Here is a 17,086-nt window from a genome sequence, read left to right as displayed (position 1 = left end):
GAGCGCAGAGACAGATCATTCGCCCGCCTGCCCTCCCCGTTCATACGGGGAGGGACAAGGATGACAGGTGCACAATGGGTTGTGGAAGCCTTACGTAAGCAAGGCGTTGAAACCGTATTTGGGTATCCAGGCGGCGCCATCATGCCTGTGTATGATGCCCTCTATGATGGTGGGGTTGAACATATTTTATGTCGCCACGAACAAGGGGCAGCGATGGCCGCCATCGGGTATGCCCGCGCCAGTGGCCGTCCTGGCGTCTGCCTCGCGACATCGGGACCGGGCGCCACTAACTTAGTCACCGGGCTTGCCGATGCGATGATGGACTCGGTGCCCGTAGTCGCGATCACCGGCCAGGTCGCCAGCCCACTAATAGGGACGGATGCGTTCCAAGAGATTGATGTCCTCGGCTTATCTCTCGCCTGCACCAAACACAGTTTTCTGGTCACCGATCCGGCCGAGCTTACGACGACTTTAGCGCAGGCATTCGAAATAGCACAATCAGGCCGTCCTGGCCCGGTATTGGTGGATATCGCTAAAGATGTGCAACAAGCACTGATCCCAAACACTGAGGCTCAGGTTCATGTTTCACATACTGCCCCTGTCGATAGCCAAGCACTCGAAAAGGCCAATGCGCTTATTCTTACCAGTGAGCGCCCTATGGTTTACCTCGGTGGCGGTGTGGTATTAGGAAAAGCCACCGAGGCGTTACGCGATTACTTGGCACGCAGTCAGCTCCCAGTGGTCAGCACACTAAAAGGCTTGGGCACGGTTGAATCAAACTATCCGCATTACCTTGGGATGCTCGGTATGCATGGCACCAAAGCGGCGAACCTCGCGGTGCAGGCGTCCGACTTACTGATTGTGGTTGGCGCACGTTTCGATGACCGGGTGACCGGCAAGCTCGATACCTTCGCCCCTCATGCCAACGTGGTGCACCTTGATATTGATGCGGCCGAAATCAACAAACTGCGCCGCGCGCAAGCACCGGTTTGCGCCCCTCTCAATCAAGTACTCCCTGCACTCGCATGCCCTGACACGTCACCGGCATGGCGGGAACAAATTACCGAATGGCAGACCTCGCACGCGTGGCGCTACGACCACCCTGGCGAGGCCATCTATGCACCCGCCTTGCTCAAAAGCTTGTCCGATAGCATGCCCGCAAGCACAGTCGTTGCCACCGATGTGGGCCAACATCAAATGTGGGTCGCGCAACATGTTCGTCCCTCTCAACCCGAGAATCTGCTGACCTCGGCGGGGCTAGGCACCATGGGATTTGGCTTGCCTGCCGCAATGGGCGCCAAAGTAGCTCGTCCCGAGGATGAAGTGGTACTCGTGTCCGGAGATGGCTCATTCATGATGAACGTCCAAGAGCTCGGTACGCTCAAGCGTCGCGGCATCGGGGTAAAAATCATCCTGCTAGATAACCAGCGTTTGGGCATGGTGCGTCAATGGCAACAATTGTTTTTCGAGCAACGCTATAGTGAAACCGACCTGTCTGATAACCCGGATTTTCTCACCCTGGCGCGCGCCTTTGATATTCCTGGGCACAGTATCCAGCGTAAAGATGAGGTCGAGGACGCACTCAACACCTTGATGACACATCAAGGTCCTTATTTGCTGCATGTTGCCATTGATGAAATGGAAAATGTATGGCCGCTGGTACCACCCGGCGCGGCAAACCAACAAATGATGGAGCAAGACTTATGATGCAACACCAGTTTTCTATTCATGCGACCCACAGCCCTGAACTGCTCGAGCGTGTTTTGCGTGTGATCCGTCATCGCGGTTTTACGGTTTGCCAGTTCAACATGTCTTTGCCCGCGGACAACGGCCACGTCATTTTTGATGTCACCGTCGAAAGCCAAAGAGCGATCGAGACCTTGCGACCACAACTGACTAAGCTATGGGATGTGGCTGAGGTCATGATGTCCTCATCCCAGCAACAATCCCTACGCGCATAACCAAAAAGGAAGAAAAGAATGTCGACAAATACCGCTGATTACATTTGGTCTAACGGTGAAATGATCGCTTGGCAGGATGCCACCGTGCACGTACTCACGCACGCCATGCACTACGGCACCTCAGTGTTTGAAGGGATCCGCTGCTATGACACACCGAACGGCCCAGTGGTGTTTCGCCATCGCGAGCACATGCAGCGCTTAAAAGATTCTGCCAAAATTTACCGTTTTCCGATCCCCTACAGCGTCGATGCACTCATGGAAGCGTGCCGTGAAACTTTGCGCGTCAATCAGCTACGCTCTGCCTACATTCGCCCGCTTGGCTTTGTGGGCAATGTAGGCTTAGGGGTCTGCCCGCCACCTGATACACAAATGGATATCATCATCGCCGCCTTTAGCTGGGGGAGCTACTTAGGGGAAGAAGCGCTCGCCCAAGGGGTGGATGCCATGGTGTCGAGCTGGAACCGAGCGGCACCCAATACCATTCCGACTGCGGCCAAAGCCGGCGGGAACTACTTATCTTCTCTGTTGGTAGGTGGTGAAGCCCGTCGTCATGGCTATGCCGAAGGCATTGCCTTGGATGTCCGCGGCTACCTGTCCGAAGGGGCCGGTGAAAACCTCTTTATTATTAAAAACGGCGTGATTAGCACCCCCCCGGCTACCAGCGCCATTTTACCGGGGCTCACGCGTGACGCCATCATCACGCTGGCGAAAGAGAAAGGACTCACCATTTGCGAAGAGCCGATTGCGCGTGAAGCACTGTACCTGGCCGATGAAGTCTTTATGACCGGTACCGCGGCAGAAATTGTGCCTGTGCGTAGCGTCGATCAGATCACCGTCGGTGAAGGTCAACGTGGCCCGATCACCGCCTCACTACAGCAAGCCTTCTTTGGCTTGTTTGATGGTACCACCGAAGACAAATGGGGCTGGCTTGACCCGGTTTACCCAGACCAGAGCGCATAAGGCAAAGGAGTCGTAATATGCCAACCTATCGTTCCAAAACTACTACCCACGGTCGCAACATGGCTGGCGCGCGTGCATTGTGGCGCGCTACCGGCGTAAAAGATGATGATTTCGGCAAACCGATTATCGCCGTCGTCAACTCATTTACCCAGTTTGTGCCAGGCCATGTCCATCTCAAAGACATGGGTCAGCTGGTCGCCAAGGAAATCGAAAAAGCAGGCGGCATCGCCAAAGAGTTCAATACCATCGCTGTCGATGATGGTATCGCCATGGGTCATGGCGGCATGCTGTACTCACTGCCTTCCCGTGAGATTATCGCAGACTCGGTCGAGTATATGGTCAATGCCCATTGTGCCGATGCCATGGTCTGTATTTCTAACTGTGACAAAATCACCCCGGGCATGTTGATGGCCTCGATGCGCCTCAATGTCCCGGTGATTTTTGTCTCCGGTGGCCCAATGGAGGCCGGCAAAACCAAGCTGTCCGATCAGATCCTAAAACTCGATCTGGTCGATGCCATGATGCAAGGTGCCAACCCAGATGTGTCCGATGAACAAAGCGAGCAAATTGAGCGCTCCGCGTGTCCCACTTGTGGTTCGTGCTCTGGCATGTTTACCGCCAACTCGATGAACTGTCTCACCGAAGCGCTGGGGCTGAGTCAGCCAGGTAATGGGTCGATGCTCGCCACCCATGCTGACCGTGAGCAGCTATTCATCAACGCCGGCAAACGGATTGTCGGGCTGACCAAGCGCTATTATGAGCAAGACGATGACAGCATCCTGCCGCGTAATATCGCCAACCGCGCCTCGTTTGAAAACGCGATGGCGCTGGATATTGCCATGGGTGGTTCTACCAATACAGTCTTGCACCTACTGGCGGCTGCGCAAGAAGGCGACGTCCATTTCGATATGGATGATATTGATCGGATGTCACGCCAAGTGCCTCACCTTTGCAAAGTGGCGCCATCGACGCAGCAATATCACATGGAAGATGTGCACCGTGCTGGCGGGGTGATGGGGATCCTCGGTGAGCTTCAGCGCGCTAACCTGCTCAACGTCGAGCAACAAACCGTACTGGGCGTGAGCCTCAAAGAGCAACTGGCGCAATATGACATTGTACAAACCGATGATGAAGCGATTAAAGCCTTCTATCGCGCCGGGCCAGCGGGCATTCGTACCACCCAAGCCTTCTCGCAAAGCTGTCGCTGGGACACCCTGGATGATGATCGCCAATCAGGCTGTATCCGCGCCCATGAACATGCCTTTAGCCAAGATGGTGGCTTAGCCGTGCTACAAGGCAACATCGCGCTCAATGGCTGTATCGTCAAAACCGCTGGGGTCGATGAGAGTATTCTGACCTTCGAGGGGCCAGCTGTGGTGTTTGAAAGTCAAGACCACGCGGTGGAAGCCATCCTCGGTGGTGAAGTCAAAGCCGGTGATGTGGTGGTGATCCGTTACGAAGGGCCGAAAGGGGGACCAGGCATGCAAGAAATGCTCTATCCCACCACCTACTTAAAATCGATGGGATTGGGCAAATCCTGCGCGCTGCTCACCGATGGGCGCTTCTCTGGCGGTACCTCTGGGCTATCCATTGGTCATGTGTCTCCCGAGGCAGCGAACGGCGGCACCATCGCGTTAGTGGAAAACGGTGATCGTATTCGTATTGATATCCCCACCCGCGAAATCAGTCTGCTGGTGGACGAAGCGACACTGGCCACCCGCCGCGCAGACGTGAACGCTCGCGGTTGGAAACCCAAAGACCGTCAACGTCAGGTGTCTTACGCGTTAAAAGCCTATGCCAGCCTCGCCACCAGCGCCGATAAAGGTGCGGTGCGCGATCGTAGTAAATTGGAGGAATAAGCATGCAACAGGCGCAACCCTCAACTGCACAACCGATGGACGGTGCTGATTACCTTAGGGATATCTTGCGCGCGCCTGTTTATGAAGTGGCGATTACCTCGCCTCTTCAAACCATGAAGCGCTTATCTGAGCGCTTCAATAATCAGGTACAGCTCAAGCGTGAAGATCGCCAACCCGTCCACTCGTTTAAATTACGCGGCGCGCATAACATGATGGCACAGCTCACCGAGGCGCAAAAAAAAGCCGGTGTGATTGCGGCATCGGCGGGTAACCATGCACAAGGCGTTGCCTTATCAGGTAGCCGTCTTGGGGTGAAGGCGACCATCGTCATGCCCCGTACAACGCCAGCCATCAAGGTCGACGCGGTACGCGGCTTTGGCGGCCATGTGGTACTGCACGGCAATAATTTCGATGAAGCCAAAGGCATGGCACAACAGCTCGCCGACGAACATGGCTACACCTTTGTGCCACCTTTTGATCATCCCCAAGTGATTGCCGGACAAGGCACTATTGGCTTGGAGCTTGTGCAACAAAATGGTCACCTCGACTATATTTTTCTGCCCGTTGGAGGCGGGGGCATCGCTGCGGGTGTGGCCGTCCTTATCAAACAACTGATGCCCAACATCAAAGTTATCGGGGTAGAAGCGGAGGACTCCGCCTGTTTGCGTGCGGCGTTAGATGCTGGCTTCCCCGTGACCCTTGATCGCGTAGGCACCTTTGCCGACGGTGTAGCAGTGAAACGTATCGGCGATGAGTCTTTCCGGCTTTGTCAGCAGTACTTAGATGACAGCATCACCGTATCGAGTGATGCTATCTGTGCCGCGGTGCAAGACATTTTTGAGGACACGCGGGCTATCTCCGAGCCCTCTGGCGCCTTGGCATTAGCCGGCCTGAAGCAATACGTGGAAAAACACCAACTCAAAGATAAACAGCTTGCGACCGTGTTGTCTGGTGCCAATACCAATTTCCATTCGCTGCGCTACGTCTCTGAGCGCGCGGAACTGGGTGAGAAACGTGAAGGCTTACTGGCTGTCACCATCCCAGAGCAAACCGGTGCCTTTTTCAATTTTTGTCAGATATTGGGCGATCGCGCCGTCACCGAATTCAATTATCGGTATGGCGATGATCATCTCGCCAATATCTTCGTCGGTGTCAGATTACTCGGCGGGCAAGAAGAGTTGGACAAGATCTTGCGCGATTTGCGCCAAGCCGGCTATCCGGTCGAAGATTTGTCCGATGATGAAATGGCTAAGGTGCATGTGCGCTATATGATTGGTGGTCGACCATTGGCCAACCTCAGTGAACGGCTTTACAGTTTTGAGTTTCCTGAATACCCGGGAGCATTGCTGCACTTTTTGCAAACCTTGGGCACCCATTGGAACATTAGCCTGTTCAATTATCGTAACCATGGGTCTGACTACGGTCGCGTACTGTGCGGCTTTGAAATTGGCGACAAAGACTTGCTCGCCTTTACTGCCCATTTGCGTGAGCTCGGATATGGCTGGAAAGACGAGACATCGAACCCGGCTTACCGTTTTTTCCTGTCAAAAACTACCGATTAACCCATAACAAAAAGCCCGACATTAATGTCGGGCTTGGTTTATTCGTCTGGCGGCTCTGGGGCCAATGTGACCACATATTCGGCGATCGATAGGGCGTTATCCATCACCGTCTGTCGTGCCATTTGCGGGAGCTGACTCAGCAAACTCGTCAATGCGGCTAAATCATCACGGTGAGAGAACGCAATGTCTCGCTCGTCCGTTTCGCCATGCACGAACCAATTAAAGGGACGGCCGGTAATATCGGCAATCATGACCAGCGCGAGGATTTTCGGATCCGTCTTCCCCGACTCCATATCCAAATAGGTCTGGCGCGCGACATTCAAACGCTTCGCCATGTCTACTTGGGTTATTTTACTAAATTCCCGTGCTTCACGGATCCGTTGCGCCATGCGCGCGGTCGAAATCACCATGGTTCATGCCTCATTTCTGCTACCCGAGCTGTATTAAACACAGCCCGTCACAACACCAACCCTGCATTATGCATGGCTCGGCAGGCGTATCATGGTGGCGCACACCGATAGTGTGACACTACGCTTTTGATGCCTACCTCAGTAAGCAAGCACTTACCCGCATATCTAGTCGAGCAGGCAGTACTTTTATGCGCGCTGGGCCGCTTTAGAATAGTTCACCAAGAACGAAGCCATGTTCACGCTTTGGTTTAAGATCGCAGTACGGGCTTCGTGCGGTAAGCGAGAGAAATGCTCAAGCAGGCGATTCACGTCTTGCTTATACTGAACATCGTGCATTTCGACATCTTCGTCACCGTAGACAAACCATACCAATGGGCGCTCAGTCAGCTCAGCAATGTTAGACAGCATACGAACACGCGGCTCTGTCTTGCCATTTTCGATATCCAAGTAGGTTTGGCGGGCCACATTAAGCAACTTAGCCATTTTTACTTGGGTGATGCCTTTCCACTCACGCGCTTCTTTGATGCGTTTTGCTACTTGGGTTTTAGAGTCAATCATTGCTTCCTCTCTATAACTGGTCGATGTTAGTCGTTATACCCTGAGTATGCACAATGTAGGCCAAGTTATTAGGCACTTATAAAGATCAAAAATATCAATAAGTTAAAACACAGAATGACGTTCTGTTTAATTTTCCAGACGCCATGCCTGAGATTAAATGCAAAATGATTTGCATTTTGCAACAAAACCTATGCAGATCGCATTTTTGTAGAAAGAGGACAGTAATTGATAAAAGATCAACCACGCTCCTGGTCAGAGCGTGGTGATTATTGGGCAGGATTACTCAACCGTCACCGCTTTGGCGAGGTTTCGGGGCTGGTCAACGTCAGTGCCCTTGATTAAGGCTACATGATAAGACAATTGCTGCATCGGCACCGTGTAGAACACAGGGGCGATAATCTCATCAGCATGCGGCATCGCGATAATATTCATTCCCTCCTCGGGTGTGAACCCCGCATCTTGGTCGGCAAACACATAGAGCTGGCCACCGCGGGCACGCACTTCTTCAATGTTTGATTTCAGCTTTTCCAGCAGCTCGTTATTGGGGGCAATCACAATCACTGGCATATCCGCATCAATCAGCGCCAATGGGCCATGTTTAAGCTCACCCGCCGCATAGGCTTCCGCATGAATGTACGAGATCTCTTTTAGCTTGAGCGCGGCTTCAACGGCAATCGGGTAATATTCACCACGTCCCAAAAATAGCGCATGATGCTTGTCGGCAAAGTCTTGGGCAAGTTGCTCAATCGCCTTATCAAAGGTCAGCGCCTGCTCGATACTCGAAGGCAGGTGATGCAAGGCATCGACAATCTCACGTTCTTTATCACGACCAATCGACCCTTGCATTTTGCCCAGCGCGGTGACCAGCATCAGCAGCGCAGACAGCTGGGTGGTAAAGGCCTTGGTCGACGCCACGCCTATTTCTGTCCCTGCTCGGGTCATAAAGGCGAGATCCGACTCACGTACCAATGAGGAGCCCGCAACGTTACAAATCGCCATGGTCGCCATATAACCACGCTCCTTGGCTAAGCGCAGCGCCGCCAGCGTATCGGCCGTTTCGCCAGACTGTGACAAGGTGATCAGCACGCTATTTGGGCGAGTGACAAACTGGCGATAGCGAAACTCCGAGGCAATCTCCACATCACAACTGACCCCTGCCAGCGACTCAAACCAATAACGCGCCACCATGCCCGCATTATACGAGGTGCCACAAGCGATAATTTGAATGTGCTGCGCTTTGGCGAGGATATCACTGGCCCCATTGCCAATTGCCTCGACAATCACATGATCGCTGCCCAAGCGGCCTTCCATGGTATTGGTGAGTGCCGTTGGCTGCTCATAAATCTCTTTTTGCATATAGTGGCGATATTGGCCTTTGTCCGCCGCATCGTATTGAGCGCTGGCTTCATGCACCTCACGTTCCACCGGTGTGCCTTCTTGATTATAAATGGTCACCTCGCGGCGAGAGATATCGGCCACATCGCCTTCTTCGAGATAGATGAAACGACGCGTGACATTGAGCAGCGCCAACTGATCAGAGGCGAGAAAGTTTTCGCCAATCCCCAAACCAATCACTAGTGGGCTTCCCGAACGCGCAGCAATCAAGCGCTCAGGCTGAGTTTTATCCATCACCACAGTACCGTAAGCGCCCTCGAGCTGGGTAACTGTACGTTGGAATGCTTCAAGCAAATCAGAGGTTTGCTTAAGCTCCCAATCAACCAAATGCGCAATCACTTCAGTATCGGTTTGTGAGTGGAATTGATAGCCTCGCGCTTGCAGCTGTTCACGCAGCATTTGGTGGTTTTCAATAATGCCATTGTGTACCACTGCAATCGTCTCGCCAGACATATGTGGGTGAGCATTCACTTCACTGGGCTCGCCATGGGTGGCCCAACGTGTGTGTGCGATACCGGTACCACCGGTAGGATTCGTCTCGGTCACCGCATCTGACAACGCGGCCACTTTACCAAGACGACGCACACGTGTGAGCTGCCCGGTTGCCGAATCAGTGATCGCGACCCCAGCCGAGTCATAACCGCGATACTCAAGGCGACGCAGCCCCTCTACTAAAATCTCGGCGACATCACGCTGCGCGACCGCCCCTACAATTCCACACATAGTCTTTCCTTACTGGTCTTATTACTGGTCAGCACAGATCACATCTGTGCCAGTTTGTTCTATGGCGTGTTTAAGATCATCGTCAAGCGAACTGTCGGTGATCAGGGTATCGATGCTTGACCACGTAAGCTCTAGATTGGGGATCCGACGGCCAATTTTTTCCGACTCAATCATCACCACCACTTCTCTTGCGACCTCCGCCATCACCCGCGTCAGGCCCGTCATTTCGTTAAAGGTCGTGGTACCCCGTGCCACATCAATGCCATCGGCACCGACAAAAAGCTGATCAAAGTCGTACGCTCGCAAGGTTTGTTCGGCCACTTGGCCTTGAAACGATTCAGAATGGGTGTCCCAGGTGCCCCCAGTCATCAATAGCGTTGGCTCATGTTCCAGTTCACGTATCGCGTTGGCGACCTGTAGCGAGTTGGTCATTACCACAAGACCACGCTTCTTATTCAGTAAAGGGATCAAAGCGGCCGTGGTGGTACCACTGTCGACCACAATCCGGTTATGGTCACGAATGCGCGCAGCGGCCGCATCGGCAATACTTTGCTTTTGTTTCGATACCTTGACCGCCTGCTCCGACACCATTTCTTGTGGCACGGGGACTGCACCGCCATAACGGCGCAGTAACAAGCCATTCTTCTCAAGCTCCGCCAAGTCTTTACGGATCGTCACTTCTGAGGTTTCAAAGCGTTGCGAGAGCGCATCAACACTCACTTGGCCTTGCTCGGTCAATAAACTGACGATGGTATGGCGACGTTGTTGGGTATTTCGTTTCGACATATAACAACCAAAGTTTCGATTCGAAACTTATGGTAGAGCAAACAAAACAAAGATCAAGATAACGCGGCTAAAAGTGTGGCAAAACAAAGAAGAGGAGGGTTCAGCGTAGGGCAATAACGAAAAAAGCCCACCAGCAAATGCTGATGGGCTTGATATGGTGCGGAAGGAGAGACTTGAACTCTCACACCTTGCGGCGCCAGAACCTAAATCTGGTGCGTCTACCAATTCCGCCACTTCCGCAAATTTGTATGATAGATCGGCGGGCGGGCCGAGTATCAATTGTCTTGGTGCGGGGGGAGGGACTTGAACCCTCACGTCCTTTCGGACACTAGCACCTGAAGCTAGCGCGTCTACCAATTCCGCCACCGCCGCAAATCGGTGCGATTTACTGCGTTAGCAACAAATCGGAATAATGGTGGCTACGACGGGATTCGAACCTGTGACCCCATCATTATGAGTGATGTGCTCTAACCAACTGAGCTACGTAGCCAACCTAAAGTGGCTGGGGTACCAGGATTCGAACCTGGGAATGACGAGATCAAAACCCGTTGCCTTACCGCTTGGCGATACCCCAATTTTCATGCCGCTAAATGCCACATGTTTAAATAATGGTGCGGAAGGAGAGACTTGAACTCTCACACCTTGCGGCGCCAGAACCTAAATCTGGTGCGTCTACCAATTCCGCCACTTCCGCATTCCAAGTTGTTCATCTGACTTCATGGTAGCTGAAGAAAGATGGCGCGTCCGGGAGGATTCGAACCTCCGACCGCCTGGTTCGTAGCCAGGTACTCTATCCAGCTGAGCTACGGACGCGTTGGCTGGGGTACCAGGATTCGAACCTGGGAATGACGAGATCAAAACCCGTTGCCTTACCGCTTGGCGATACCCCAACTGAGGCGCGCATAATAGGCTGGTTTTTATCGGGAGTCAATACCTGATTTTACCAACCGCACAACTTTTCGCCTTTCAAGCTAAAAAGCCGCCTGTGCGCGCTCAACCATCAGTATTCTACTTTTTTTTCGGCCGTTGCCAAGCCTCAATTGTCCTTGGTTTAGCACGAGTGATGATAAGTTGACCATCGGCGACATCTTTGCTGATGGTGCTGCCAGCCCCAACGGTCACCCCTTCGCCGATCACCACAGGTGCCACCAACTGAGAGTCCGAACCAATAAAGGCGTTATCTTTAATCACGGTTTTATGTTTATTGGCACCATCGTAATTACAGGTGATCACGCCGGCACCAATGTTCACGCCGCGGCCAACCTCGGTATCACCCAGGTAAGTCAGATGATTGGCTTTCGAGCCTTCGCCTAAGCGAGACTTTTTCATCTCGACAAAGTTGCCCACGTGGGCATCGCGCGCCATCTCGGCGCCCGGACGCAGCCGTGTGAACGGACCAACAGTACAGTCCTCACCGACGCTAGCCCCTTCTATCACGCTATACGGACGTACCAATGTATTATCATCAACCTCACAATCAATCAGTACGCTCCCGGCCCCGATGGTCACGTTATCCCCTAAGGTGACATTGCCTTCGATGATCACGTTAGCGTCGATGGTGACATCCTGCCCGCATTGCAGCTGGCCACGCAAGTCAAAACGCGCAGGGTCTTTGAGCATCACACCACTGAGTAATAGCTGTTCAGCCTGCATTTTTTGGTATTCGCGCTCAAGGCGTGAAAGCTGCAGGCGGTTATTCACCCCTTCCACTTCCACCGCACTCACAGGATGGACGGCTTGAATCGAGCGGCCTTGTTGATGTGCCAGCGCAATCACATCGGTGAGATAAAACTCGCCTTGCGCGTTGTGGTTATCAAGTTGCGATAACCAATGCCGCAAGTCACGTCCGGTGGCCACCAGCACACCGGTATTAATTTCAGTGATGGCAAGCTGGCTGTCAGTCGCGTCTTTTTGCTCAACAATCGCCACCACTTCCCCGTTTTCACGGACAATACGGCCGTAGCCAGTCGGATCGTCCTGATGCACAGTTAATAGACCAATCCCACCTTCAGGCTGCCCTTCGAGCAAACGCGAGAGGGTTTGCTCTGAAATCAAAGGGACATCGCCGTAGAGCACCAATACTTGCTCATCATCCGCGAAGTGCGGCGCCGCTTGTTGCACGGCATGGCCGGTGCCCAATTGATCCGCTTGCAAGCACCAGTTCACCGGTGAGTGCGCTAAAACGCGCTGCATAGTGTCGCCACCATGGCCATAAACCAAATGGATTTGCGAAGCGCCGAGGCCGTGGCAAGTGTCAATAACGTGCTCAACCATAGGCTTACCCGCCAAGGTATGAAGCACCTTAGGGGTTTGTGAATACATGCGCGTGCCCTTACCGGCCGCGAGAATAACTGCACTGTATTGCATAGTCTTTCCGTGATAAAAGAGAAGGTTGTCTATTAAGTTGCCCTTAGTGTAACGCGTTTTAGGTGTCGCGCGAATCGCAGACTACAAGGTGGTCTTTGCAGGCAATAAAAAAGCGACGCCGAAGCGTCGCTTTTATTCTCACCGTAAGTGCCTGATTAACGCTTGTGCTTGGTCAGCTCGATCACTCGAAGCTTCGCAATCGCCTTAGCCAGGTCACTGGCCGCTTGAGCAAAGTCGACGTCTTTATGCTGATTGTGGATTTTATCCTCAGCGCGGCGCTTCGCTTCTTCCGCCTTAGCTTGGTCCAGTTCTTCACCACGAATTGCGGTGTCAGCCAGCACAGTCACTGTGCCAGGCTGCACTTCAAGCGTGCCACCAGAAAGATAAATAATCTCTTCGCTACCGCCTTGTTTGACGATGCGAACCATGCCAGGCGTGATAGCGGTCAGCAGCGGTGTGTGTCCTGCGTGAATACCCAGTTCACCTTCGCTACCGGTCACCTGAATATGCTCAGCACGACCAGAGAACAATTGTCGCTCTGCACTGACCACATCCAGATGGAAGGTTATCGCTGCCATATCGCCTCCTACTCAAGCCTTACAGGTTTTTCGCTTTTTCGAGCACTTCTTCGATGCTACCGCAGTACAGGAATGCCTGCTCTGGGATGTCATCGTACTCACCACTGAGCAGGCCTTTGAAGCTTGCAATGGTATCTTTTAGCGAAACATAAACACCTGGCTGGCCGGTGAAGACTTCGGCGACGTGGTAAGGCTGCGTCAAGAAACGCTCAATCTTACGTGCACGTGCAACCGTCAGCTTATCTTCTTCAGACAGCTCATCCATACCTAGGATAGCAATGATGTCTTTCAGCTCTTTATAGCGCTGAAGGACAGACTGCACGCCACGAGCCACGTCATAATGGTCTTGACCAACCACCAATGGGTCCAACATACGTGAGGTTGAATCCAGTGGGTCAATCGCCGGGTACATACCCATCGACGCGATATTACGCGACAATACAACCGTTGCATCCAAGTGGGCAAAGGTGGTGGCGGGTGACGGGTCAGTCAAGTCATCCGCAGGAACGTAAACCGCCTGTACCGAGGTGATAGAACCGGTACGGGTTGAGGTAATACGCTCTTGCAGAACACCCATCTCTTCAGCCAGTGTTGGCTGGTAACCTACTGCCGATGGCATACGACCCAACAGGGCAGATACTTCGGTACCGGCAAGGGTGTAACGATAGATGTTATCGATGAACAGCAGTACATCACGGCCATCATCACGGAATTTTTCCGCCATGGTTAGGCCAGTCAGTGCGACACGCAGGCGGTTACCTGGTGGCTCGTTCATCTGACCATAGACCATGGCCACTTTTGACTCTTCGGGATTCTCAATGTTTACAACACCGGCTTCCTGCATTTCGTAGTAGAAGTCGTTACCCTCACGAGTACGCTCACCGACACCAGCGAATACAGACAGACCTGAGTGTTGCAGTGCGATGTTGTTAATAAGCTCCATCATGTTAACGGTCTTACCGACACCCGCACCGCCAAACAGACCGATTTTACCGCCTTTGGCAAACGGACAGATAAGGTCGATAACCTTAACGCCGGTTTCCAAAAGCTCGGTCGCGCTCGACTGATCTTCATAGCTTGGCGCTTCACGGTGGATAGAGTAACGCTCTTTCTCACCGAGATCGCCACGCTCATCAATCGCGTCACCCAAGACGTTGACGATACGCCCCAGCGTGGCTTCACCCACAGGGACTTCGATTGCTTTACCTGTATTTTCTACTTCGATTCCACGACGCAGACCATCAGATGAGCCCATTGCGATGGCACGGATAACGCCACCACCAAGCTGCTGCTGAACTTCCAGCACCAGACGCTCGCCTTCACGTTTCACATTCAACGCATCGTATACCTTAGGTACGGCGTCTTGTGGAAACTCTACGTCGACTACCGCACCGATGATCTGAACGATCTTACCTGTAGCCATCGTTATTCCTCTAAACTAGTTCGTTAACCCTTGCCTTTACACCGCGCTTGCGCCAGAAACAATTTCTGACAGCTCTTGGGTGATTGCAGCCTGACGGGCTTTGTTGTAAACCAATTGCAGATCATCAATCAGATTCCCCGCATTATCGGTCGCAGCTTTCATTGCCACCATACGTGCCGCTTGCTCACTGGCGAGGTTCTCTACCACACCTTGATACACTTGCGATTCGGCATAGCGAACCAACAAGGTATCGAGCAACGGCTTCGGCTCAGGTTCATAGATATAATCCCAAGCGTGGCTGCGCTGCATCTCCTCGTCGTCTGACTTTGGCAAAGGCAGCAATTGATCGATCACTGGGGTCTGCACCATGGTGTTTTCAAACTTATTGAAAACCAGGTACAAGCGGTCCAGCTCACCTTCATCATATTTTTTCAGCATCACCCCAACAGTACCGATGAGGTCTTCCAGTACTGGGGTGTCACCCAGGCCAGAAGTTTGTGCCACTACATTGCCGCCGTAGCTGTTAAAGAAAGCGGTGGCTTTCGCCCCAACCAGTGCCATGTCGATTTCGGCACCTTTTTGGCTCCAGCTTTCCATATCGTTGATGACACTTTTGAACAAGTTAATGTTCAGGCCACCACACAGTCCGCGGTCAGTAGAAATGATGATGTAACCAACGCGCTTGGCTTCCCGCTCTTCCAAATAGGGATGGCGGTACTCCAAGTTACCCAGTGCAAGATGACCGATCACTTTGCGCATAGTGACAGCGTATGGACGTGACGACTCCATGGCTTCTTGCGTTTTACGCATTTTGGAGGCTGCCACCATTTCCATCGCTTTAGTGATCTTCTGTGTGTTTTTCACACTTCCGATCTTATTACGAATCTCTTTTGCGCCGGCCATAGTTACTCTCCATTAGTGGGCGACCACCGAAGTGGTCACCTACGTGTTACCAAGTCTGGGTCGCTTTGAAGTCATCCAACAGCTTTTTCAGCTGTGCTTCAACGTCATCGTTGTAAGCACCAGACTCTTCAATTTGAGCAGCCAGGTCAGCGTACTGGCTCTTCGCAAAGGCCAGTAGGGAACGTTCAAAGTCACCGATCTTGTTCAGCTCAACATCTTCCAAGTAGCCTTTCTCAGCCGCAAAGATCACCAACGCCTGCTCAAACACAGACATAGGAGCATATTGCATCTGCTTCATCAGCTCGGTCACTTTCTGACCGTGATCCAATTGCTTCTTGGTCGCGTCATCCAGATCAGAAGAGAATTGCGCAAAGGCCGCCAGTTCACGATATTGTGCAAGGGCTGTACGAATACCGCCTGACAATTTCTTCATGATCTTGGTTTGTGCAGAACCACCCACACGCGACACCGAAATGCCTGGGTCAACCGCTGGGCGAATACCCGCGTTAAACAGCTCGGTTTGTAGGAAGATCTGACCGTCGGTGATCGAGATAACGTTAGTCGGTACGAACGCCGATACGTCACCGGCTTGGGTTTCAATGATAGGCAGCGCCGTCAATGAACCGGTTTTGCCTTTCACTTCACCTTGTGTGAACTCTTCCACATAGTGGGCGTTAACACGTGCCGCACGCTCAAGAAGGCGTGAGTGCAAGTAGAAAACATCACCCGGGAAAGCTTCACGGCCCGGTGGACGACGTAGCAATAGTGAGATCTGACGATATGCAACAGCCTGTTTAGACAGGTCATCGTAGACAATCAGCGCATCTTCACCGCGGTCACGGAAGTACTCACCCATTGCACAACCCGCGTAAGGCGCGAGGTACTGCAATGCTGCGGCTTCAGACGCTGATGCCACCACCACAATGGTGTTTTTCAGTGCATCATGTTCTTCCAGCTTGCGCACCACGTTAGCAATGGTCGAGGCTTTCTGACCAATCGCCACATAGATGGAGTAGATACCCGAGTTTTTCTGGTTAATGATCGCATCGATCGCCAACGCCGTTTTACCGGTTTGGCGGTCACCGATGATCAGCTCACGCTGGCCTCGGCCGATAGGGATCATCGAGTCAACCGCTTTGTAGCCGGTTTGCACTGGCTGATCAACGGATTGACGTGCGATAACACCTGGGGCGATCACTTCGACTGGCGACGTGGTTTTTGCCTCAATAGGGCCTTTACCATCAATCGGCTCACCCAAGGTGTTTACCACGCGGCCCAATAGTTCAGGACCTGTTGGTACTTCAAGGATACGGCCTGTGCCGGTCACCTTCATGCCTTCTTGCAGGTCCGAGTAAGGACCCATCACAACCGCACCCACTGAGTCACGCTCAAGGTTCAATGCAAGTGCATAGCGGTTGCCAGGCAGTTCAATCATTTCACCTTGCATCGCATCAGCAAGGCCGTGAATGCGAATGATACCGTCGCTGACTGACACGATGGTACCTTCGTTGCGCGCTTCACTCACAACGTCGAATTTCTCGATGCGTTGTTTGATCAAATCGCTAATTTCCGTGGAATTAAGTTGCATGCTCCAATTCCCC

14 protein-coding genes and 7 tRNA genes are annotated in these 17,086 nt (G+C 52.8%); 5 read left to right on the top strand and 16 right to left on the bottom strand.

Going from position 1 to position 17,086, the window contains the following annotated elements; translation table 11 throughout:
- Positions 1–60 precede the first annotated feature (60 nt).
- From ilvG to ilvA, 5 genes are read left to right on the top strand one after another with little or no spacing between them, the layout of a single operon-like run.
- Positions 61–1,707 (top strand): acetolactate synthase 2 catalytic subunit, encoded by a 1,647-nt coding sequence (ilvG, locus tag BZG72_RS12105; RefSeq protein WP_077666888.1) that lies wholly within the window; start codon positions 61–63, stop codon positions 1,705–1,707.
- On the top strand, positions 1,704–1,961 hold the full coding sequence (gene ilvM, locus BZG72_RS12100; protein WP_046074872.1) for an acetolactate synthase 2 small subunit: 258 nt from the start codon (positions 1,704–1,706) through the stop codon (positions 1,959–1,961). The genes ilvG and ilvM overlap by 4 nt, the downstream gene beginning before the upstream one ends.
- Positions 1,962–1,979: 18 nt before the next feature.
- The gene (gene ilvE, locus BZG72_RS12095; RefSeq protein ID WP_077579380.1) at positions 1,980–2,921 is read left to right on the top strand and encodes a branched-chain-amino-acid transaminase; all 942 of its coding nucleotides are present in this window, start codon (positions 1,980–1,982) and stop codon (positions 2,919–2,921) included.
- Positions 2,922–2,938: 17 nt separating this feature from the next.
- Complete coding sequence (gene ilvD / locus BZG72_RS12090; RefSeq protein WP_077666887.1) at positions 2,939–4,780, top strand: dihydroxy-acid dehydratase; 1,842 nt, start codon at positions 2,939–2,941, stop codon at positions 4,778–4,780.
- A gap of 2 nt (positions 4,781–4,782) precedes the next feature.
- Positions 4,783–6,342, top strand: a complete 1,560-nt coding sequence (ilvA, locus tag BZG72_RS12085) for a threonine ammonia-lyase, biosynthetic (protein ID WP_077666886.1) — start codon at positions 4,783–4,785, stop codon at positions 6,340–6,342.
- Positions 6,343–6,380: 38 nt separating this feature from the next.
- Here the strand turns inward: ilvA and BZG72_RS12080 are convergent, their stop codons facing one another.
- The 16 genes from BZG72_RS12080 to atpA all read right to left on the bottom strand — a co-directional run bounded on the left by BZG72_RS12080 (position 6,381) and on the right by atpA (position 17,073).
- The gene (locus BZG72_RS12080) at positions 6,381–6,752 is read right to left on the bottom strand and encodes a helix-turn-helix domain-containing protein (RefSeq protein ID WP_046074868.1); all 372 of its coding nucleotides are present in this window, start codon (positions 6,750–6,752) and stop codon (positions 6,381–6,383) included.
- Between the two features lie 186 nt (positions 6,753–6,938).
- Positions 6,939–7,310, bottom strand: coding sequence for a helix-turn-helix transcriptional regulator (locus BZG72_RS12075; RefSeq protein ID WP_021022741.1), 372 nt, complete (start codon positions 7,308–7,310; stop codon positions 6,939–6,941).
- A gap of 279 nt (positions 7,311–7,589) precedes the next feature.
- A complete protein-coding gene (gene glmS, locus BZG72_RS12070) occupies positions 7,590–9,428 on the bottom strand; it encodes a glutamine--fructose-6-phosphate transaminase (isomerizing) (protein WP_077666885.1) in 1,839 nt (612 codons plus the stop codon).
- A gap of 21 nt (positions 9,429–9,449) precedes the next feature.
- Positions 9,450–10,214 (bottom strand): DeoR/GlpR family DNA-binding transcription regulator, encoded by a 765-nt coding sequence (locus tag BZG72_RS12065; protein WP_077666884.1) that lies wholly within the window; start codon positions 10,212–10,214, stop codon positions 9,450–9,452.
- Between the two features lie 155 nt (positions 10,215–10,369).
- Positions 10,370–10,454: transfer RNA gene (locus BZG72_RS12060), tRNA-Leu, on the bottom strand.
- Between the two features lie 45 nt (positions 10,455–10,499).
- Positions 10,500–10,586 (bottom strand) — tRNA-Leu (locus BZG72_RS12055).
- Positions 10,587–10,627: 41 nt separating this feature from the next.
- Positions 10,628–10,704, bottom strand: a tRNA-Met gene (locus BZG72_RS12050).
- A 9-nt stretch (positions 10,705–10,713) separates the two neighbouring features.
- Positions 10,714–10,788, bottom strand: a tRNA-Gln gene (locus tag BZG72_RS12045).
- A 35-nt stretch (positions 10,789–10,823) separates the two neighbouring features.
- A tRNA-Leu gene (locus tag BZG72_RS12040) sits at positions 10,824–10,908 on the bottom strand.
- 42 nt (positions 10,909–10,950) lie between these two features.
- Positions 10,951–11,027, bottom strand: a tRNA-Arg gene (locus BZG72_RS12035).
- A gap of 2 nt (positions 11,028–11,029) precedes the next feature.
- Positions 11,030–11,104, bottom strand: a tRNA-Gln gene (locus BZG72_RS12030).
- A gap of 118 nt (positions 11,105–11,222) precedes the next feature.
- Positions 11,223–12,581: a bifunctional UDP-N-acetylglucosamine diphosphorylase/glucosamine-1-phosphate N-acetyltransferase GlmU gene (glmU, locus tag BZG72_RS12025; protein ID WP_077666883.1), complete on the bottom strand. Its 1,359-nt coding sequence runs from the start codon at positions 12,579–12,581 to the stop codon at positions 11,223–11,225.
- Between the two features lie 155 nt (positions 12,582–12,736).
- Complete coding sequence (locus BZG72_RS12020) at positions 12,737–13,159, bottom strand: F0F1 ATP synthase subunit epsilon (RefSeq protein WP_046074864.1); 423 nt, start codon at positions 13,157–13,159, stop codon at positions 12,737–12,739.
- Between the two features lie 19 nt (positions 13,160–13,178).
- Positions 13,179–14,582, bottom strand: coding sequence for a F0F1 ATP synthase subunit beta (gene atpD, locus BZG72_RS12015; RefSeq protein ID WP_046074863.1), 1,404 nt, complete (start codon positions 14,580–14,582; stop codon positions 13,179–13,181).
- Between the two features lie 36 nt (positions 14,583–14,618).
- Positions 14,619–15,485, bottom strand: a complete 867-nt coding sequence (gene atpG / locus BZG72_RS12010; protein ID WP_046074862.1) for a F0F1 ATP synthase subunit gamma — start codon at positions 15,483–15,485, stop codon at positions 14,619–14,621.
- A 46-nt stretch (positions 15,486–15,531) separates the two neighbouring features.
- Complete coding sequence (atpA, locus tag BZG72_RS12005; RefSeq protein WP_046074861.1) at positions 15,532–17,073, bottom strand: F0F1 ATP synthase subunit alpha; 1,542 nt, start codon at positions 17,071–17,073, stop codon at positions 15,532–15,534.
- Positions 17,074–17,086 lie beyond the last annotated feature (13 nt).

The sequence above is a fragment of the Salinivibrio sp. PR6 genome, from assembly GCF_001995955.1.
Taxonomy (GTDB): Bacteria; Pseudomonadota; Gammaproteobacteria; order Enterobacterales; family Vibrionaceae; genus Salinivibrio; species Salinivibrio siamensis.
Note: the sequence above shows the minus strand (reverse complement) of the source record. Positions and strands in the feature narration are given on the sequence as shown.

Coding starts and splice junctions, on each gene's coding strand:
- ilvG (WP_077666888.1), top strand. CDS start 61: ATGACAGGTGCACAATGGGTTGTGGAAGCCTTACGTAAGCAAGGCGTT.
- ilvM (WP_046074872.1), top strand. CDS start 1,704: ATGATGCAACACCAGTTTTCTATTCATGCGACCCACAGCCCTGAACTG.
- ilvE (WP_077579380.1), top strand. CDS start 1,980: ATGTCGACAAATACCGCTGATTACATTTGGTCTAACGGTGAAATGATC.
- ilvD (WP_077666887.1), top strand. CDS start 2,939: ATGCCAACCTATCGTTCCAAAACTACTACCCACGGTCGCAACATGGCT.
- ilvA (WP_077666886.1), top strand. CDS start 4,783: ATGCAACAGGCGCAACCCTCAACTGCACAACCGATGGACGGTGCTGAT.
- BZG72_RS12080 (WP_046074868.1), bottom strand. CDS start 6,752: ATGGTGATTTCGACCGCGCGCATGGCGCAACGGATCCGTGAAGCACGG.
- BZG72_RS12075 (WP_021022741.1), bottom strand. CDS start 7,310: ATGATTGACTCTAAAACCCAAGTAGCAAAACGCATCAAAGAAGCGCGT.
- glmS (WP_077666885.1), bottom strand. CDS start 9,428: ATGTGTGGAATTGTAGGGGCGGTCGCGCAGCGTGATGTCGCCGAGATT.
- BZG72_RS12065 (WP_077666884.1), bottom strand. CDS start 10,214: ATGTCGAAACGAAATACCCAACAACGTCGCCATACCATCGTCAGTTTA.
- glmU (WP_077666883.1), bottom strand. CDS start 12,581: ATGCAATACAGTGCAGTTATTCTCGCGGCCGGTAAGGGCACGCGCATG.
- BZG72_RS12020 (WP_046074864.1), bottom strand. CDS start 13,159: ATGGCAGCGATAACCTTCCATCTGGATGTGGTCAGTGCAGAGCGACAA.
- atpD (WP_046074863.1), bottom strand. CDS start 14,582: ATGGCTACAGGTAAGATCGTTCAGATCATCGGTGCGGTAGTCGACGTA.
- atpG (WP_046074862.1), bottom strand. CDS start 15,485: ATGGCCGGCGCAAAAGAGATTCGTAATAAGATCGGAAGTGTGAAAAAC.
- atpA (WP_046074861.1), bottom strand. CDS start 17,073: ATGCAACTTAATTCCACGGAAATTAGCGATTTGATCAAACAACGCATC.